18 protein-coding genes are annotated in these 15,742 nt (G+C 66.4%); 5 read left to right on the top strand and 13 right to left on the bottom strand.

Annotation, left to right across the window (positions count from 1 at the left end):
• Positions 1–3: 3 nt before the first annotated feature.
• From KBX18_RS00305 to KBX18_RS00295, 3 genes are read right to left on the bottom strand one after another with little or no spacing between them, the layout of a single operon-like run.
• Positions 4–699 (bottom strand): ATP-binding cassette domain-containing protein, encoded by a 696-nt coding sequence (locus KBX18_RS00305; protein ID WP_255994393.1) that lies wholly within the window; start codon positions 697–699, stop codon positions 4–6.
• A gap of 41 nt (positions 700–740) precedes the next feature.
• On the bottom strand, positions 741–1,409 hold the full coding sequence (locus KBX18_RS00300) for a response regulator transcription factor (RefSeq protein ID WP_255994392.1): 669 nt from the start codon (positions 1,407–1,409) through the stop codon (positions 741–743).
• A 1-nt stretch (position 1,410) separates the two neighbouring features.
• Positions 1,411–2,526: a sensor histidine kinase gene (locus KBX18_RS00295; RefSeq protein WP_255994391.1), complete on the bottom strand. Its 1,116-nt coding sequence runs from the start codon at positions 2,524–2,526 to the stop codon at positions 1,411–1,413.
• A 131-nt stretch (positions 2,527–2,657) separates the two neighbouring features.
• On the opposite strand from KBX18_RS00295, the gene menE reads away from it, so the two are divergent.
• A complete protein-coding gene (gene menE, locus KBX18_RS00290) occupies positions 2,658–3,734 on the top strand; it encodes an o-succinylbenzoate--CoA ligase (protein WP_305082859.1) in 1,077 nt (358 codons plus the stop codon).
• Positions 3,735–3,739: 5 nt separating this feature from the next.
• On the opposite strand, the gene KBX18_RS00285 is transcribed toward menE, so the two are convergent.
• Positions 3,740–4,606 carry a glycosyltransferase gene (locus KBX18_RS00285; RefSeq protein WP_255994389.1) on the bottom strand — a complete coding sequence of 289 codons (867 nt, stop codon included), beginning with the start codon at positions 4,604–4,606 and terminating at the stop codon, positions 3,740–3,742.
• Positions 4,607–4,653: 47 nt separating this feature from the next.
• Here KBX18_RS00285 and KBX18_RS00280 point away from each other — a divergent pair, with 47 nt between their 5' ends.
• Both KBX18_RS00280 and KBX18_RS00275 read left to right on the top strand, forming a co-directional pair.
• The gene (locus KBX18_RS00280) at positions 4,654–5,598 is read left to right on the top strand and encodes a 1,4-dihydroxy-2-naphthoate polyprenyltransferase (RefSeq protein WP_370687211.1); all 945 of its coding nucleotides are present in this window, start codon (positions 4,654–4,656) and stop codon (positions 5,596–5,598) included.
• 2 nt (positions 5,599–5,600) lie between these two features.
• A complete protein-coding gene (locus tag KBX18_RS00275; protein WP_255994388.1) occupies positions 5,601–6,542 on the top strand; it encodes an AEC family transporter in 942 nt (313 codons plus the stop codon).
• Here the strand turns inward: KBX18_RS00275 and KBX18_RS00270 are convergent.
• The gene (locus KBX18_RS00270) at positions 6,539–6,844 is read right to left on the bottom strand and encodes a DUF4229 domain-containing protein (protein ID WP_255994387.1); all 306 of its coding nucleotides are present in this window, start codon (positions 6,842–6,844) and stop codon (positions 6,539–6,541) included. The two genes, KBX18_RS00275 and KBX18_RS00270, sit on opposite strands and share 4 nt — an antisense overlap.
• A gap of 19 nt (positions 6,845–6,863) precedes the next feature.
• Here KBX18_RS00270 and KBX18_RS00265 point away from each other — a divergent pair, with 19 nt between their 5' ends.
• The gene (locus KBX18_RS00265; RefSeq protein WP_255994386.1) at positions 6,864–7,145 is read left to right on the top strand and encodes a hypothetical protein; all 282 of its coding nucleotides are present in this window, start codon (positions 6,864–6,866) and stop codon (positions 7,143–7,145) included.
• On the opposite strand, the gene KBX18_RS00260 is transcribed toward KBX18_RS00265, so the two are convergent.
• From KBX18_RS00260 to KBX18_RS00225, 8 genes are read right to left on the bottom strand one after another with little or no spacing between them, the layout of a single operon-like run.
• On the bottom strand, positions 7,138–7,392 hold the full coding sequence (locus tag KBX18_RS00260) for a helix-turn-helix domain-containing protein (protein WP_005286901.1): 255 nt from the start codon (positions 7,390–7,392) through the stop codon (positions 7,138–7,140). The genes KBX18_RS00265 and KBX18_RS00260 overlap by 8 nt on opposite strands.
• A 60-nt stretch (positions 7,393–7,452) precedes the next feature.
• Positions 7,453–8,481, bottom strand: a complete 1,029-nt coding sequence (ccsB, locus tag KBX18_RS00255; RefSeq protein ID WP_255994564.1) for a c-type cytochrome biogenesis protein CcsB — start codon at positions 8,479–8,481, stop codon at positions 7,453–7,455.
• A gap of 53 nt (positions 8,482–8,534) precedes the next feature.
• On the bottom strand, positions 8,535–10,184 hold the full coding sequence (locus KBX18_RS00250) for a cytochrome c biogenesis protein ResB (protein WP_255994385.1): 1,650 nt from the start codon (positions 10,182–10,184) through the stop codon (positions 8,535–8,537).
• Positions 10,181–10,963: a cytochrome c biogenesis CcdA family protein gene (locus tag KBX18_RS00245; RefSeq protein WP_255994384.1), complete on the bottom strand. Its 783-nt coding sequence runs from the start codon at positions 10,961–10,963 to the stop codon at positions 10,181–10,183. The genes KBX18_RS00250 and KBX18_RS00245 overlap by 4 nt, the downstream gene beginning before the upstream one ends.
• Positions 10,964–11,539 carry a TlpA disulfide reductase family protein gene (locus tag KBX18_RS00240; RefSeq protein ID WP_255994383.1) on the bottom strand — a complete coding sequence of 192 codons (576 nt, stop codon included), beginning with the start codon at positions 11,537–11,539 and terminating at the stop codon, positions 10,964–10,966.
• Entirely contained in the window at positions 11,540–12,157 is a 618-nt protein-coding gene (locus tag KBX18_RS00235; protein ID WP_255994382.1) for a histidine phosphatase family protein, read from the bottom strand. It lies immediately after the preceding gene.
• A 19-nt stretch (positions 12,158–12,176) separates the two neighbouring features.
• The gene (gene hemL, locus KBX18_RS00230) at positions 12,177–13,502 is read right to left on the bottom strand and encodes a glutamate-1-semialdehyde 2,1-aminomutase (RefSeq protein ID WP_255994381.1); all 1,326 of its coding nucleotides are present in this window, start codon (positions 13,500–13,502) and stop codon (positions 12,177–12,179) included.
• A 29-nt stretch (positions 13,503–13,531) separates the two neighbouring features.
• Positions 13,532–14,596 (bottom strand): HNH endonuclease signature motif containing protein, encoded by a 1,065-nt coding sequence (locus tag KBX18_RS00225; protein ID WP_255994380.1) that lies wholly within the window; start codon positions 14,594–14,596, stop codon positions 13,532–13,534.
• A gap of 206 nt (positions 14,597–14,802) precedes the next feature.
• Here KBX18_RS00225 and KBX18_RS00220 point away from each other — a divergent pair, with 206 nt between their 5' ends.
• Positions 14,803–15,735, top strand: coding sequence for a hypothetical protein (locus tag KBX18_RS00220; protein WP_255994379.1), 933 nt, complete (start codon positions 14,803–14,805; stop codon positions 15,733–15,735).
• The last annotated feature ends 7 nt before the right edge of the window (positions 15,736–15,742 follow it).

Here is a 15,742-nt window from a genome sequence, read left to right as displayed (position 1 = left end):
CCGTCACCTTGCGACTCCGCGGGTCAGCTGGAAGAAGGACTCTTCCAGGTTCGGGCCCAGCTCGCGCAGTTCACCGGCGAAGCGGACGGTGCCGCCGGCGATGATGGTGGCGTCGTCGGCAAGGTGGAGGACTTCGCCGAGCTGGTGGGAGCTGACCAGCACTGTCCGCCCGGAACGCGCGTAGTCGCGCAGGTAGGTGCGTAGGTGGGCGATGCCTTCGGGGTCGAGGCCGTTTTGCGGCTCGTCAAGCACGAGCACCGGCGGTTCGCCGAGCAGCGCCTGGGCAAGCGCGAGGCGGCCTTTCATGCCGGTGGAGAACGCCGACGCACGCTTCTTCCCCGCCCCCGCAAGACCGACAAGCTCGAGCACCCGGTCGGCCTCGTAATCAGGTAGACCGAGCAACGTCGTGTGCACGCGGAGGTTGTTTCGCGCGCTCAAGTGACCGTAGAAGGCAGGGTCATTGATCGACGCGCCGACGTTGCGCAGCAGCGCACGATCGAACGGCTGGCCCATGAGCGTGACGGCGCCAGAGTCTGGCGCAGTCAGCCCGAGCATGACGGACATGAGGGTGGATTTACCGGCACCGTTGGGTCCGAGCAGCGCGTGCACGCGCCCGGGCTGGGTGGTCAGGGTCACGCCGTCCAGGACGCGCTGTGCGCCGAACGACAGGGAAACATCGCTACATCCGAGGTGAGTCATGCGGTCATTGTGGCGCGCGGCCCGGCGCGTGTGATCCTCCCTCAGGAGGAAATTCCGGCGCGGTGCGCCAACAGCACGAGCGCGACGCGGTCCCGCGCACCCAGCTTGACCAGCAGATTTTTGACGTGCGTTTTCACGGTCGTCGGCGCGATGAACAGCCGCTGCGAGATCTCCGCGTTCGTCGCCCCGGCGGCGATCTCGGCGAGCACTTCCACCTCGCGCGCGGTGAGCATGGACAGCGCCTGCCGCTCGTAGTCGCTCAACGCATTCCGCTTATCGACGCCCCCACGCACCCACTCCAACACCGCCCCCGTCACCCCACTCGCCAACACGGATTCACCCCTGTCGACGGCGCGAACGGCATCGGCAAGCACGTCCGGGTCAGCATCCTTGAGCAGAAAGCCGTGCACGCCGGCCGTGATGGCGGCTTGGACGAGCTCGTCGTCGTTGAACGTGGTCAGCATGATCACTTTCGGCCCGAGCGGCATGATCTTCTTCGCCGCGGTAATGCCGTCCATGATCGGCATGCGAATGTCCAGCACCGCGATATCGATCCCACCCGCGCAAGCCTGTTGCACCCTGTCCACCGCGTCCACCGCTTCTTGCCCATTCGTGGCAGTGCAGACCACGTCGATGTCCGGCTGGGAATTCAGGATGGTGGCGAGGGCGGAGAGGAGGAGGGGTTGATCGTCGGCAAGCAGAAGGCGCATGTCACACCCCCAGCCGCGCGTTGACTGTGACCGTGTCCCCGTCGTACGTGACGTCGAGGGTCCCGCCGGTGGCGCGCGCACGCTCACGCATCCCCTCAATCCCGGCACCCGCGCCCGGCTGCGGCGCGCGGCGCCCCGTGGAGACGACCGCGACCGCCACACCGCCCTCGGCCGGCTCCACCGTCACGCGAACAATGGGATCCACCTGGTGCTTCGCCGCGTTGGTGACCGACTCCGTAACAATCCGGTGCGCTGCCAACCCCGTCACCGCCGGCACCGAGACCTCGCTGAGATCGAGCGTCACGTTGAGCCCCGCGTCGCGGAAGCGCTCGACCAGCTCCGGGATATCGCGCAGCCCCGGTGCGGGCTGCAGCCCCGCGTTCTCCTCCCGCAGCTCCCGCACCAGCCCCCGGATGTCGGCCAGCGCGTCGCCTGCCACCGCCTGGATCGTCTGCAGCGTCTCACGCTCGTTTCCGCCGGCCAACCCCGCGTTCGCCTGCACCTTGAGAAGGGTGAGGGTGTGGCCCAGCACGTCGTGAATCTCGCGGGCTGTCTCGCGCCGCTCCTCATCGCGGGCGGTGACAAGCAGCTGCTCGCGCATGCACGCCTCATTGGCCCTGGCCACCTGCTCCGCCACGAGGTTCTTCGCGAACAAGAACGCCACAGCTATTGCCGCCCAATGCAGCGCCAACGAGATCACCGCATCCACCGGCGTCCGGTAGTGCAGGATAAGGTCGTCCCCCCAGGTCCACATGAACGGCGACGCGAACGACCACGCCAACGAAGCCGCCAACACCCCGCGGCTGAACGGCGTCGAACACCACCGCCGCGCCGTGAACGCACCCAGCGGGACCAGCACGATCCACAGCGTGTAACCGATGTTGACCGGTGCGAGGATCCACAGCGCAGACCACGCGGCGTTGAGCCCCACCATGAGCGCAGCGGACCACCGCGGGTGGGAACGCCACACAGCGAGCGCGCCGACGAACCCCCACGACAACACCGCCTGCGCCCAATCGGCAGCGCCAGCCCAATCGGAGAACAGCACTCCCGTGTGCATGCTCGCCAGCACGGCCGCCAGCGCTGCCACCACGAGATCACCGTTTTTCACACGCATCCTGCTCAGCGTATCCGCTCCGCCCACGCTGCGACCTCCTCCCGTGGGAGGAGACTGACCCCCGTAAGCTTGCCAGCGTGCCCCACATCCTCGAACTGCTGCCTGTTGACCTCGCCGACCCGCTGGCGATCATGCCCGACCTGGAAGCCGCGATCAGCGGCCAGTGCGCGGTGCTGCCCGTCCCCAAAGACGACCCGCGGCGAGCGGACCAGCTGCGCACGACGATGCGCGCGGGCCAGTCGATCGCGGACGAGATCGCGGTCGTTGTGGCCACGTCCGGTTCGACCGGTGTGCCAAAGGGCGCGCAGCTCACGGCTGCAAACCTCGTCTCCAGCGCGGATGCGACGCACCAGGCGCTCGGCGGGCCCGGCCAGTGGCTCTTGGCCATGCCGGCCCACCACATCGCGGGGCTGCAGGTCCTGGTCCGCAGTATGGTCGCGGGTGTGGAGCCAGAGTTTGTGGACCTCTCGAGCGGCTTCCACATCAGCGAATTCGCCGCGCGCACCCACGATCTCGCGGACACCGGCGAGCGCATGTACACCGCGATGACGCCGATGCAGCTGGACAAGGCGATGAGCACGCTCGCGGGTATCGAGGCGCTGCGCCTCTACAGCGCTGTGCTCGTTGGCGGTGGCGCCATTCACCCGAAAATTCTTGAGGCTGCGGGCAAGCTGCGCATCCGCGTGGTCACCACGTACGGGTCATCCGAGACGTCCGGCGGCTGCGTCTACAACGGTCGCCCGCTCCCCGGCACGCAGATCACGCTTATCGACGACCGCATCCACCTCGGCGGCCCCACCATCGCCCACGGCTACCGCAATGCCCCCGATCATCCAGCGTTCGGGGAGCCGGGCTGGTTTGCCACCTCCGACGCCGGCGAGCTTATCGACGGCCGCCTGACCGTCACCGGGCGCCTGGACACCATCATCGACACGGGCGGGTTGAAGCTGCACCCCGAAGTGGTCGAGTCGTTCATGTTGGGCATCGACGGTGTGACCGCCGCGTGCGTGGTGGGGGTCCCGGATGTGCGGTTCGGCAACCGCGTCTGCGCCGCCTACGCCGGCTCAGCGGAGGTCGCCGACCTGATGGAGGCGTTCGACGACCTGCCCCGCTGGCAGGTGCCCAAAGATGTGCGCCACGTGCGCACCCTGCCCACGACGGGACCCGGCAAGCCGGACCGTACTGCCGTGCGCGAACTGTTCAGCTAGCCGCACTAGGACTCGACCGGCGCAGCGGCGAGCAGCTGCTCCACGTCTTCGCGGGTGTAGGTGTCGGCGATTTGCACGTCGTTGCCGCCGCGCCAGTGGTTGCGGCGCACCAGCGCGCCCTTCTGCGAGAACGGGATCATGGAGAACTCGCGCGGGTGCGGGTAGACCTGCCGGACGAGGTGGCCGGAGCGAAGGGCCAGGTTGTTGAGCCAGACATCGTCGGCGAGCGGGGCCTTGCCCGTGAACTCCGTGCCGTGCGAAGCGACATAGTCCACCATCGACGCTGGATACAGCACGCCTGAGACCCCCGTGGCGAAGTGCCGCGCGGACGGTTCCGTCGTGTACGTCGCGCTCCACTCCTTGTACGGGGCCATGCCGTCCGCGTCCAGCGCGATCGTGTGCGCGCGGTACGCCACAATGCAGCCCGGGCTCGCATCCGCCGAGTTCAACAGCTTATCGACGAACCACCGCGGATACATCATGTCATCATCCACCGTGATCACCCGCGTGCCCGTACCCTGGAACTCCTGGAACGCGCCGTAGTACTTCGTGTGCGGGCCGTAATGGCCGTCAGAACACCGCACCTGCAGGCCACGCTCCTTCAACCGGGCCAGCGCCTTCGGCCAGGGGCGGTAGTAGTCCTCCTTGTCGAGCCAGAGGTACACGGGCAGGCGGTGGGTGCCGGTGAGGAGGGAGGAGATGCAGTACACCGCCGTCGATAAGCGTCGGCCGTAGGTGGTCAACGAGATGACAGTGTCGCCGTCCTGCGGGAACGACAAGTGCGCCGCATGCGTGGCCAGGCGCAGGCCGGGCTGGCGGGCGAGCGTCCCCGCGGTGTGCAGCACCTGGCGGACGGCGTAGTCGATCCACATGAAGCGATACTTTAGCCGAGCTTCGCCACCGACCTATGATGAAGCTCATGAGCTTCAAGGATTGGTGGGACGCGGCGCGCCCGCACACCTGGTTCAACGCGGTCGCTCCGGTCGTCGTCGGAACGGGTGCCGCGGCGTACGAACTCGTCCCGTCGCTGCCGGCCGCCCTGCTCGCCCTGATCGTGTCGATGGGGCTGATCGTCGGGGTCAACTACGCCAACGACTACTCCGACGGCATCCGCGGCACTGACGACGACCGCACCGGCCCCACCCGGCTGACCGCCTCGGGCCGCGCACGGACGGAGCAGGTGAAGCTCGCCGCGTTCATCGCCTTCGGCGTTGCCGGTGTCGCCGGGCTGATTCTGGCGGCGTGGACGGCGCCGTGGCTAATCCTCGTCGGCGCGCTGTGCATCCTCGCGGCATGGTTCTACACCGGCGGTGAAAACCCCTACGGCTACCGCGGGCTTGGCGAGGTCGCCGTCTTCGTCTTCTTCGGCCTCGTCGCCGTCCTGGGCACCCAGTACACCCAGATCGGTTCCATCTCCTGGGTCGGGTTCGGCTGCGCAGTCGCCGTCGGCGCCATCTCCGCGGCGATCAACCTGGCCAACAACATCCGCGACATCCCCTCCGACACGGAGGCCGGCAAGATCACCCTCGCCGTCAAGCTTGGCGACGCCCGCGCCCGCACCCTCTTCACCATCCTCACCCTCACCCCCTTCGCCATCACCCTGCTGCTCGGCGCGGCCTGGTCGCCGACGCTGCTGGCGTTGGCGGCGTTGCCGTGGGCGATCGGGGCGGTGCTCGTCGTCAAGCGTGGCGCGCAGGGCCCCCAGCTCATCCCCGTGCTCGGCGCGAACGGCCGCGCAATGCTCATCTGGGCGCTCATCACCGCCGGCGCGCTCATCGCCGCCTCCCCGATGTGGCACCTGGGCGAGACCATTCCCTACGGCGACTTCGGCTACAGCCGCCACCTGCCTGCGCCAGGGATGTAGTTGTGCTCGACGTTCTCACCGGCTTCGCCATCATCTTCGTCGTCATCGGGGCGGGCTACGTGCTGGCCCAACGCGGCGTCATCGGCGACGGCGACCAGCGGCTCATGTTCAACCGGGTCGCCTACTGGGTAGCGTCGCCGTCACTGCTGTTCACCACGGTTGCCACCTCCGATACCTCCACCTTCCTCTCCCCTGTCGTGGTGGTTGTGTTCATCGCCACCGTGGTCACCATGGCGATCTTCTGGGTCATCTCCCGAGCGTTTTTCCGGGCGGACGTGGCCACGCGCATGTCCGGCGCGGCGAGCGCGAGCTACTTCAACTCGGTCAACATTGGCCTGCCGATCGCCATCTACGTCATTGGCGACCCCGCCTACGTCCCGCCGGTGCTGCTCATGCAGATGGTGATCATCTCCCCCATCGTCATCGCCGGCCTCGCCGCCGACCCGACCGCAGGCGGCTCCCGCGCACGAGCCGTCGGTAGCGCCGTCACAGCCGGCATCACGGCCCCTGTGGTGGTCGCGCCGCTGCTCGGCCTGATTGTCTCTACCAGCGGCTGGACGGTCCCCGACCCGGTGATGGCGCCGCTGGAGATCCTCGGCGGGGCATCCATCCCAATGATCCTGATGAGTTTCGGCGCCTCGCTGAAGGGCAGCTCCGTCCTCGAGCCCGGCCCGGACAAGCCGGCCACCATCACGGCATCCGCGCTCAAACTGGCGGTCATGCCGGCCATCGCGTGGGGTGTCGGCGCACTCATGGGGCTTCACAGCGATGCCCTCTACGCCGCCATCATCCTGTCTTCCCTCCCCACAGCCCAGAACGTCTACAACTACACCGCGAACTACCGTGCCGGGGAGACAGTGGCACGCGACACGGTGCTCATCACGACCTTCGCGTCGCTGCCCGCCATGGCCGTGATCGCGCTGATCTTCGGCGCCGTTTCCTAGCGGTCGGCGAGCTCCTCATTCACCCACTGCTTGCGGGCCCGACGCTGCGCGTTCCAGGCCGCCATCGCCTCTGTGGCCTCGACACGTTGGCGCGGGAAAACCAGCATCGACAACGGGAACGCGACGATAAGCGCCAGGAGGGCGGACATGACGAGGGGGACGGGGGCGTCGATAAGCAACGCCAGCGCCTGGATGACCACCGTGAGAACCACGAAAAGCGCAAGCCGCAACCCGCCGTAGATCAGGGCGGCACGGTTTGCGCGCTTGCGTGCGTTGGGGTCGAGAGCTGGCTGCTGTGTCACAACCAGCTATGTTAGAGGTATGGGACGCCTCCTGTTAATCGTGTTGGTCATCCTGGCCCTGTGGCTGCTGTGGCGCGCGTTCGGCCCCGGCAGCAACGACCGCTACGGCCCGCTGCGCCAAAAACAGCAGCCGCCGGCGATCAAAGGGCCGGACGATGACGAGGAGTTCCTGTGGAACATCGAGAAGAACCGCTTCAAAGAGCGGCGCGCACGCGAGGAGGCGGAGCGCAAAGCCCGCGAAGAAGAGGAACGCCGCAAAAAACGCCAATCGCGTGACGACGACCCCAGCGACCCTACGTAGCCGCCTGCTCCGTCCAATCAAGCGATAGACCTAACGCCTGCGCCACCGCAACAACCTTCTCCCACCGCACACCCGCACCGCCGTGCTCGATGGTGTGCAACGTTGACCGCGACACTCCCGCCGCCGTAGCGACCTCCTGCTGCAGGCGCCCTGCGTCACGGCGGCGCTGCGCCAACGCTGCGCCCAACTCGAGCAGGACCGGGATGTCGCTGGCGGGCTTGCCTTGCTTGTTGCGGGGTGCGGGCACCGGGGGGCTCCTTCAGGCTGGGTCAATCGAGTGCTAACAAAATTGTTAACACAATCTACCCTAGTTCAGCCCGGCGTAGGAGTGGAGCCCCGAAACCACCATGTTGATGAAGAACAGGTTGAACACACTTGTCGCGAACGCGGCCACATTGATCCAGGCGGCCTTGACGCTCTTCCAGCCAGCAGTCGCGCGGGCGTGGAGGTACGCGGCGTAGAGAATCCAGGTGATCAACGCGACGGTTTCCTTCGGGTCCCAACCCCAGAAGCGGCCCCATGCGACCTCACCCCAGATCGCCCCGAGCATGATGCCGATGCCGAAGACCGGCAGCGTGATGATCGCCGTGCGGTAGGCGTAGGAGTCCAGCTTCTTCGCGCTCGGCAGCGGCTTCGCGATACCACCGAGAAAGCCCTTCTCCTCCCCGCGCGGGTGGCGGATGCGCAGCAGGTAGAGCATCGAGAAGATGCCGGAGATCAGACCGATCGACGCGCCGATAGACACCGTGGAGACGTGGAACGGGTACCAGAAACTGCGCAGCGCCGGCACCAGCGGAGCGGCCTCGGCGTAGAGCACGGTGGCGTCGAGGAACAGCAGGATGATGATGGGGGTGAGCACCCACGGCCACATCGTGTGCCAACCCTTGCGTTGGATGATCACCGCGACGGCCACCATGGACACCGCGGTGAAGGTGAGCACATATTCATACATGTTGCCCAGCGGGAAACGGTTGACGGCGATCCCGCGCGTCACCACAGCCACGAGGTGGAAGATGATGCCGACGCAGGTCAGGTACTGCGCCATGCCCGCCATCGAACGCGCGCGGTCGCGAGCGGTGTCGAAGGCGGACTGGTCGAATGGGGTGTCCTCAAGCTCGGAGGAGCGGGGCGTGACCGTGGTGGAACCGCCGTCACCGACTGCGACCAACTCGTTCGCCGTTTCCTCGACCTGGGCGAGTTTGTCGCGGCGCATGTCAATCACAGTCTGCGCGCGCATGTAGTGGATGCACGCGAGAACCAGGGAAACGATGTACACCGCGAAGGCGGTGCGCAGGGTCAGGTCCGAAATACCGGCGAGTGTGGTGTTGACGGGCAGCATAGATCAACCCTACTCCACACGGGGTTTTCCTCAAAGGTGATCGGGGGTGGTCAGTGCCACTCTTCACCGTCGTCGAGCGCGTCGTCCGCTTGCTTATCGACGCCCCTTTGCGCCGTCACCTCATCCACCACCTCATAGAACTCGTTACCCCAGCCGGCGCGGTCGGTGCGTGCCAGGCCGGCCATGTCAACGTGGGTGGTGCCGTTCGCATTCGGGGTGAGACGCACCCAGATGCGGCGGCGCTTGATGGTCAACGAACCGATGAGGCTGGCCAGCAGCAACGACGTGGTGACCAGTGCCCACACCTGCGTGGGGTCGCGGGAGATTTGGTAGTTGGCGTACTCGGCGGCGCCGTCGAGACGCACGGTGAGCTCTTGGCCGTTCGCCGTGATCTTCTGCTCCTCGCCGGCGGCGAGCTGGATGCGCTCGACGCGCTGCAACTGACCGTTAGCGATGAGGTCCTGGTCGAGCGAGAACAGGTTCTGCGGCCGGCCAGTGTCCAGGCCGGCATCGCCGACATAGACGTCGAGGGAGACCGCCGGGTCATTCATCGCCGGGAAGGCGGACTGGAGCATGTCACCGTTCGGGCCCGACCACTCGGCAGTCGGGGCGAAGACGCCCTCGATGGCGAGCTGGTTGTCGCGGCGGTCGGAAAGGTCCGGGTACATCCCGGCGGGCGGGTCGAACCGCATCACACCGTTGGACAGGAAGAACGTCAAGTCCGACGGGCGGTACTGAATCATCTGGGTGCGGGTTTCCCCGTTCGGCCACGTCACCGTGATCTGCGGGGCAAAACCGTGGCCCTGCAGGTAGACGCGGTCGCCGCCGATGCGCAACGGGTGGTTCACACGCAGGGTGTAGTCCTCCCAATCACCGTCGCCGGCGGCTGTGATTTCCTCGCCTTCCACGTAGGAGACGTCCGACGCGAACGACTCCGCCTGACCGTTGGGCAAGTAGTCAGCGGTGAAATTGTGGGAGATGAAGCAGAAGGGGGTGAGGCCGGTGCCGTCGAAAAGCGGGCCGGCGCGGAAAGTATCAAAGTTCGCAGGCGAAGTATTGCAGAACTCGCGCGACTGCTCGACCGGCACCGCGAACTCGGACTCCGAATTGGTCACCACAATGACCTGGCCCTCATAAAAGACCATGCGCCCCAACGCGAACACCGCGATCACAGCGACGATGGCGACGTGGAAAATCAAGTTCGCCAGCTCACGGGCGTAACCCCGTTCCGCCGACAACGACTGCGCCCCGGCACGGTCCTCCTCCGGCGTGTACACCGCCACGCGCCACCGGCCGAGCGCCTCGCGCGCGCGGGCCTCCACCTCCTCGAGCGGTGCATCGACATCCGCTTCACTGTGCAACGGCATCCGGTGCAGAAACTTCGGCGCACGCGTCGGCTTCGCCTTGTACGCCCGGTAATGATCAACCGACCGCGGAATGATGCAGCCGATCAACGAAATGATCAGCAGGGTCAGCAGGGCGGCGAAGATTGGGGAGGAGAAAACGTCGAAAAGCGAAAGGCGGTCGTAGATGCGACCCATCGTCGGGTTAGCCGCAATGTACTCGTCGACCTGCGACTGGCTGACTTCGCGCTGCGGCAGAAGCGCGCCCGGCACCGCGACGAGCGCAAGCAGAAACAGCAACACGAGTGCCGTGCGCATACTCGTGAGCCAGTGCCAAATACGTTTCAGAAAAGTCATAGCAAAGTGGTGCCGAAGCCGTCGACGAACTGGCGGGTCCAGCTGATGAAAACGTTCCACGCGCCGGTGAGCAGCAGGATGCCCACCAGCACCATCGCGGCCCCGCCAATGATCTGGATGGTACGCGAGTGACGGCGCAGGAAACCGACCGCCTCCACCGCCTGCGCCGAACCGAGCGCCACCAGCAAGAACGGGATGCCCAAACCAAGGCAGTACGCGACGACGAGGAGAATGCCCCGCACCGCCGTGAACCCCTCCGTACCCACAGAAACCGAGACCACGGCGGCGAGCGTCGGTCCCAAGCACGGCGTCCAGCCCAGCGCGAACACCCCGCCGAGCAGCGGCGCCCCCAGCCACGTCGCCCATTTCTTCGGCTGCATGCGGGTGTCGCGCTGGAGGGCGGGCACGGCACCCATGAAGACCAGGCCCATCACGATGGTGACCACACCGCCGACACGCATTAGGGTGTCAGCATTGAGCGCAATGAGGCTGATCGCCCCGAACACAGTCACCGTGGCCAGCAAGAACACGACCGTGAAACCGAGGATGAACAGGCCCGCGGCGCCGACGACAGCCCATTTTCGACGCTTGCCCACCGCCACTTCACCGTCGCGGAAGTCCAGCTCGCCGCCGACAATGCCCGTCAGGTACGACAAGTAGCCCGGCACGAGCGGGATCACGCACGGCGACGCGAACGACACCAGACCAGCCACCGCCGCGGCGAGCATACCCAGCAGCAGCGGGCCGGACGCAGCGAGATCCGCGAAGGTCTCCCCCATCTAGCTGGCCCCTTCCGTGGCGAGCCGGTCGGTGACCTCCAGAATGTCGGCAGCTGTGACCTCCCGGAGGAACACGGCGGCAGGGCGGTGCTGCTTGTCCAGGATCACGGTGGTGGGGATCACTGACGTCGGGATGCCGCCGAGCGCTGCGGCGGTGCGGAACGGCGGGTCATAAATGGACGGGTACGTCACGCCGTTATCGGTGACGAAGTCGCGGGCGATTTCCGGCTGGTGGTCGCGCACGTTGATGCCCAGGACGGTGCCCTGGCCAGATTCGGTCAGGGCGTCTTGGACTTCCTGCAGGTCGTCGACTTCCGCGCGGCACGGCGCGCACCATTGGCCCCAGGCGTTCAGCACGACGATCTGCCCTTTGAAGTCGTCAAGAGAGATCTGCGTGCCCGGCTCCATAAGGGATTCGCCGGAGAAGGTGGGCAAGGGGGCGCGGTCGGCTTCGTCGTAAAGTATTTCGACCTGGCCGCCTGGCGAGTGGAACGCGAACGTATCGCCGGAACCCGTGTCTGCGCATGCGGTGAGCGCGACAGCGGCAGCGATGACGACTGCGGTGAAACGGCGCACCTAGATCCCCCTCGCGGGTTCGTCGTAAGACCAGGAGACGAGCCGGTCGCCGTCGAACATGAGCGATGTCACGCTGGCCAGCTCGCACTGGCGCTTCGTGGGGTTGTGCGGCAGCCGTTTGCTCTGGATGGAGCGCTGAATCATGACGATCGGCAGCTGGTGCGACACGAGCACCGCCTCATGGCCCTGCGCATGCCGGCGCGCCTTATCGACGGCCCGTTCCATCCGCTGCAGAATCTCGTCGTACGGCTCACCCCAGCTCGGCTCAAACGGGTTGGTCATGTGGCGCCAGCGGACAGGGTGCACCAGCTGGGAGCGCAGCCCTTTGGTGCGCAAGCCCTCGAAGACGTTGTCGGATTCGATGAGGTCGTCGTCGGTGTGGATCCCCATGCCGAGGACATCAGCGATTGGCGCGGCGGTCTCCTGCGCCCGCTCGAGCGGCGAGGCGGCGAGGTACGTGACGTCGTGGCCTTTGAAGCTGACGGCGGTGCGCGCAGCCATCGACTGCCCGCGCGAGCTCAAGTGGAAACCAGGCAGGCGGCCGTAGAGGAGCTTTTTCGGGTTGTGTACCTCACCGTGGCGCACGAGATGCACGACGGTTTCGTTGGACCCTGCCATGGCTGCCTCCTACTGTGTCCTACTCAGTCGCGCTTGCTGCCGCGCGGGCAGCGGCAGGCAATGCAGTCTCGATCTTCTCAAAGTCTGCATCGGTCAGGGCGGTCGACACAAACCAGGTTTCGAAGGCGCTGGGCGGGGCGTAGACGCCGGCGGCCAGAAGCGCGTGGAAGAACGGGGCGTAGCGGAAGGTGTCGGCGGCCTTCATGTCGGCGAAGTTGCGGCCTTCGCCCTCGGCGAAGCGGATGGAGAGCATCGACTCGGCACGCTGGATGTGGTGCGCGACGCCTGCGCTGGCCAGGGCGTCGGTAAGCAGCGCGGCCAGGCGGTCGGCGTTGGCGTTCAGCTGCGGGTAGATCGCCTCTTCCGCGATGCTTAACGACGCCTCCCCCGCCGCCATCGCCACCGGATTCCCCGACAACGTACCCGCTTGGTACACCGGCCCGCCCGGCGCGAGGTAGTCCATGATGTCGGCACGGCCGCCGAACGCCGCCGCCGGCAACCCGCCGGAGACGACCTTGCCGAACGTGGTCAGGTCGCCAGCCACACCGTCGATGCCGTACCAGCCGCTGTAGGAGGTGCGGAAGCCCGTCATCACCTCGTCGATGATGAGTAGTGCGCCGTCGGCATGCGCGATGTCTTTGAGTGCTTGGTTGAACCCGACTCCAGTGGAGGACGTCGCAGGGGCGACGGTGCCCATGTTGCCCGCGGCGGCCTCCGTGATGATCGCGGCGATCTCACCGGGGTGCGCGGCGAACGCCTCGCGGACGGCCTCGATGTCGTTGTACGGGACGACGATGGTGTCTCCGGCCTGTGCGCCCGTCACGCCGGGGGTGTCGGGCAGACCGTAGGTAGCCACGCCGGATCCGGCCGCAGCCAAGAGCGCATCGACGTGGCCGTGGTAGCAGCCCTCGAACTTGAGGATCTTCGACCGGCCGGTGAACCCGCGCGCGAGACGCACCGCACTCATTGTCGCCTCCGTGCCGGAGTTGACCATGCGGACCTTCTCCACGCTCGTGCGCTTCACGATCAGCTCCGCTAGGCGCACCTCAGCCTCGGTGGGCGCACCGAAGGACAGCCCGTCCTTCAAGGCTTTCTCCACCGCTTCGACGATCTGCGGGTGGGAGTGCCCATGGATCATGGGACCCCATGAGCAGATGAGGTCGGTGTAGGGGTTTCCGTCGGCGTCGATAAGCTGCGAGCCGCTCGCGCTCGCGACGAAGCGCGGTTGACCTCCCACGGACCCGAATGCGCGCACGGGCGAGTTCACCCCGCCTGGCGTGACGGCTTTCGCGCGTTGGAAAAGCGCGGCGGAACGGGATTCAGAACGATCGGTTGATGCAGTCATGTCCCCCAGTCTAGGGACTGCTGCATTGGCTAGGTTCCGAAGAGCAACCTCAACGCCCCGTACGGGTGCCGGTTGTTCGGCATCGGGTAGCCGCGCGGCGACACCCACGTCGGCGCACCCCGGATGTTCTCGATCCGGCCGCGGCGGGCCTGGTCATCATCGTCGTTCGTGCGGTTGTGGTAGCGGCACAGGGGCGCGAGGTTGGCCAGGTTAGTCTGGCCGCCGTGCTTCCACGGAGTGATGTGGTGCATCTCGCACATGTCGGCGGCGTGGCGGCAACCGGGGACCGCGCAGATCGGCTGAACCATGCTGACCAGCGTGCGCTGCTTCGCGTTGGCGAACCGCTGGCCGCGCAGCAGGTTCACCGCGCCCTCCTGCGGGTGGAAAACGGCGACTTCCAGCTGGTCGCCGAAGTGCTCAGCCACCAACTCGGAAGCGGTCATGGTGGTGCCGTCGGTCAGGCCGAGGACAGTGTCATCGCCTTCGCCGCCGAGAATCTTAACGGCTTCGTCCACGGGCACCATGACGATGGGGCGGGGTACGGAACGGGGGACGCGGGTGCCGCCATCACGCAAAAGGTCCAGGAACTTCTCCAGCTTCTGCGGCGACTCCGGCCGCTCCGGGTCAAGCCCGGCCGAGACGGCCTTCTCCAGGTCAGCAAGCTCTCGCTCGGGCCCTGTGATGCTCACCGAGCGGACGCCATCGACCGAGGCGCTGAAGCGGATCCCCGGTTTCGGCGGCTTCTTCTCTTTCGGGGGCACGATCGCGGTGGCCTTGCGTTTGACGGAGTCGTAGTTGCCGCGCAGTCCGAGCAGCTCGTGGCGCAGACGCCAACGCTCACTTTCGTCGCCGATATGCCGAATGCGGTCCTCGATGAGCAGGAGCTGGGCAAGCGGCACCCCGCGCGCCTTATCGACGGCCACCGCCTGCTTCCTCGACCAGCGCGTCTTGCCGAAATACACCTCGCGGGCTTTAGCCCACGCCCGCACCTGATGCGTCGGGAAGCCAGCGTCGAGGGCGACGTCGCGGTCAAACCCCGCCAAAAAGTCGATGCCCTGCGACATCGCGCCAACCGCTTCCCCGAATGCGTTCATGGCTTGAACCGTATGGCCGCATGCACGCGCAGTAAAGGGCAAGGCGAAAACCCTGTGGATAACCGCGTTGACACGTCACCAACCGCGCTGATTTATCCACAATTCCCAGGAAACGATTCGCCCTGAGAGCACATAACTATTGGGCGGTCACCCATGATTGGGTGTGGCATTTTTCGGTACGAGGGCAGGAGAACGATAATTGGACTATGGATGCTGACGCGATCCCAGAAATAGTCCTCGAGCAGGGCAACGTGCGGGCAGTCATCACTGCGTCAGGTGCCGCCGTGCGCGATCTGCGTGTCGACGGCAGCCCACTCCTGCGCTCCTTCGAACCCGCCAAGCGTCCCCCTGGGGCTGCGAACATCGTCCTGGCCCCATGGCCGAACCGCGTGAACAACGCGACGTTCCGTTTCGACGGAGAAGATCACCGCCTCGACATCACCGAACCAGAGTTGGGCCACGCCCTCCACGGGTTCACGTGGGGGCGGATCTTCGACATCGACGCCGACACTAACGACGGGGCGGGCCGCACTGACCGCACTGACCGCACTGACCGCACTGAGGCGACGCTGCGCACTGTGCTCGGACCCGAGCCCGGTTGGCCGTGGGAGATCGCGCTGAGTGTGCACTACCGGCTCGTCGGCGGCCAAGACGCGGCGGCCGGTGCGGGTGCTGGGATCGAGGCGACGATGACCGCCGAGAACATCAGCGCAGAAGCGGCACCGTGCGCGCTCGGCGTGCACACCTACCTCGACCCCCAGGGCGCACCGCTCGACGAGTGCACGCTGCACCACGGTCTGACGCAGCGCCAACCCCTCGACGAGCGCAACATCCCGGCCGGCCCGCGTGAACCGTGGCCAGACAACCCGATCGACATGGCTGGCGCCTGGCTGGATGACCCTGGGTTCGACCCGGAGTACCGGACCCACACGGCAGTTCTGGTGGATCGGGCTGGCAAGGGGGTGGGGCTGGATGCGTCGATAAGCATGCGATGGTGCCAGCTTTTCACCTCGCCGCAACGATTCCTCGCGGTTGAACCGATGACCGCACCTCCAAACGCCCTCGCGACCGGCGAGGACCTCATCGTGCTCGAACCCGGCGACCGCACCAGCGTGCGCTGGACGGTTCGAGCCATCTAAACAGAAA

Origin of the sequence: Corynebacterium sp. CCUG 69979, assembly GCF_024454095.1 — a bacterium.
GTDB lineage: Bacteria > Actinomycetota > Actinomycetes > Mycobacteriales > Mycobacteriaceae > Corynebacterium > Corynebacterium genitalium.
This window is presented reverse-complemented; position numbering and strand designations above follow the sequence as displayed.

Excerpts from the sequence above, each read along its gene's own strand:
- KBX18_RS00305 (WP_255994393.1), bottom strand. The coding sequence starts at position 699 with ATGACTCACCTCGGATGTAGCGATGTTTCCCTGTCGTTCGGCGCACAG.
- KBX18_RS00300 (WP_255994392.1), bottom strand. The coding sequence starts at position 1,409 with ATGCGCCTTCTGCTTGCCGACGATCAACCCCTCCTCCTCTCCGCCCTC.
- KBX18_RS00295 (WP_255994391.1), bottom strand. The coding sequence starts at position 2,526 with ATGCGTGTGAAAAACGGTGATCTCGTGGTGGCAGCGCTGGCGGCCGTG.
- menE (WP_305082859.1), top strand. The coding sequence starts at position 2,658 with ATGCCCGACCTGGAAGCCGCGATCAGCGGCCAGTGCGCGGTGCTGCCC.
- KBX18_RS00285 (WP_255994389.1), bottom strand. The coding sequence starts at position 4,606 with ATGTGGATCGACTACGCCGTCCGCCAGGTGCTGCACACCGCGGGGACG.
- KBX18_RS00280 (WP_370687211.1), top strand. The coding sequence starts at position 4,654 with ATGAGCTTCAAGGATTGGTGGGACGCGGCGCGCCCGCACACCTGGTTC.
- KBX18_RS00265 (WP_255994386.1), top strand. The coding sequence starts at position 6,864 with ATGGGACGCCTCCTGTTAATCGTGTTGGTCATCCTGGCCCTGTGGCTG.
- KBX18_RS00250 (WP_255994385.1), bottom strand. The coding sequence starts at position 10,184 with ATGACTTTTCTGAAACGTATTTGGCACTGGCTCACGAGTATGCGCACG.
- KBX18_RS00245 (WP_255994384.1), bottom strand. The coding sequence starts at position 10,963 with ATGGGGGAGACCTTCGCGGATCTCGCTGCGTCCGGCCCGCTGCTGCTG.
- KBX18_RS00235 (WP_255994382.1), bottom strand. The coding sequence starts at position 12,157 with ATGGCAGGGTCCAACGAAACCGTCGTGCATCTCGTGCGCCACGGTGAG.
- hemL (WP_255994381.1), bottom strand. The coding sequence starts at position 13,502 with ATGACTGCATCAACCGATCGTTCTGAATCCCGTTCCGCCGCGCTTTTC.
- KBX18_RS00225 (WP_255994380.1), bottom strand. The coding sequence starts at position 14,596 with ATGAACGCATTCGGGGAAGCGGTTGGCGCGATGTCGCAGGGCATCGAC.
- KBX18_RS00220 (WP_255994379.1), top strand. The coding sequence starts at position 14,803 with ATGGATGCTGACGCGATCCCAGAAATAGTCCTCGAGCAGGGCAACGTG.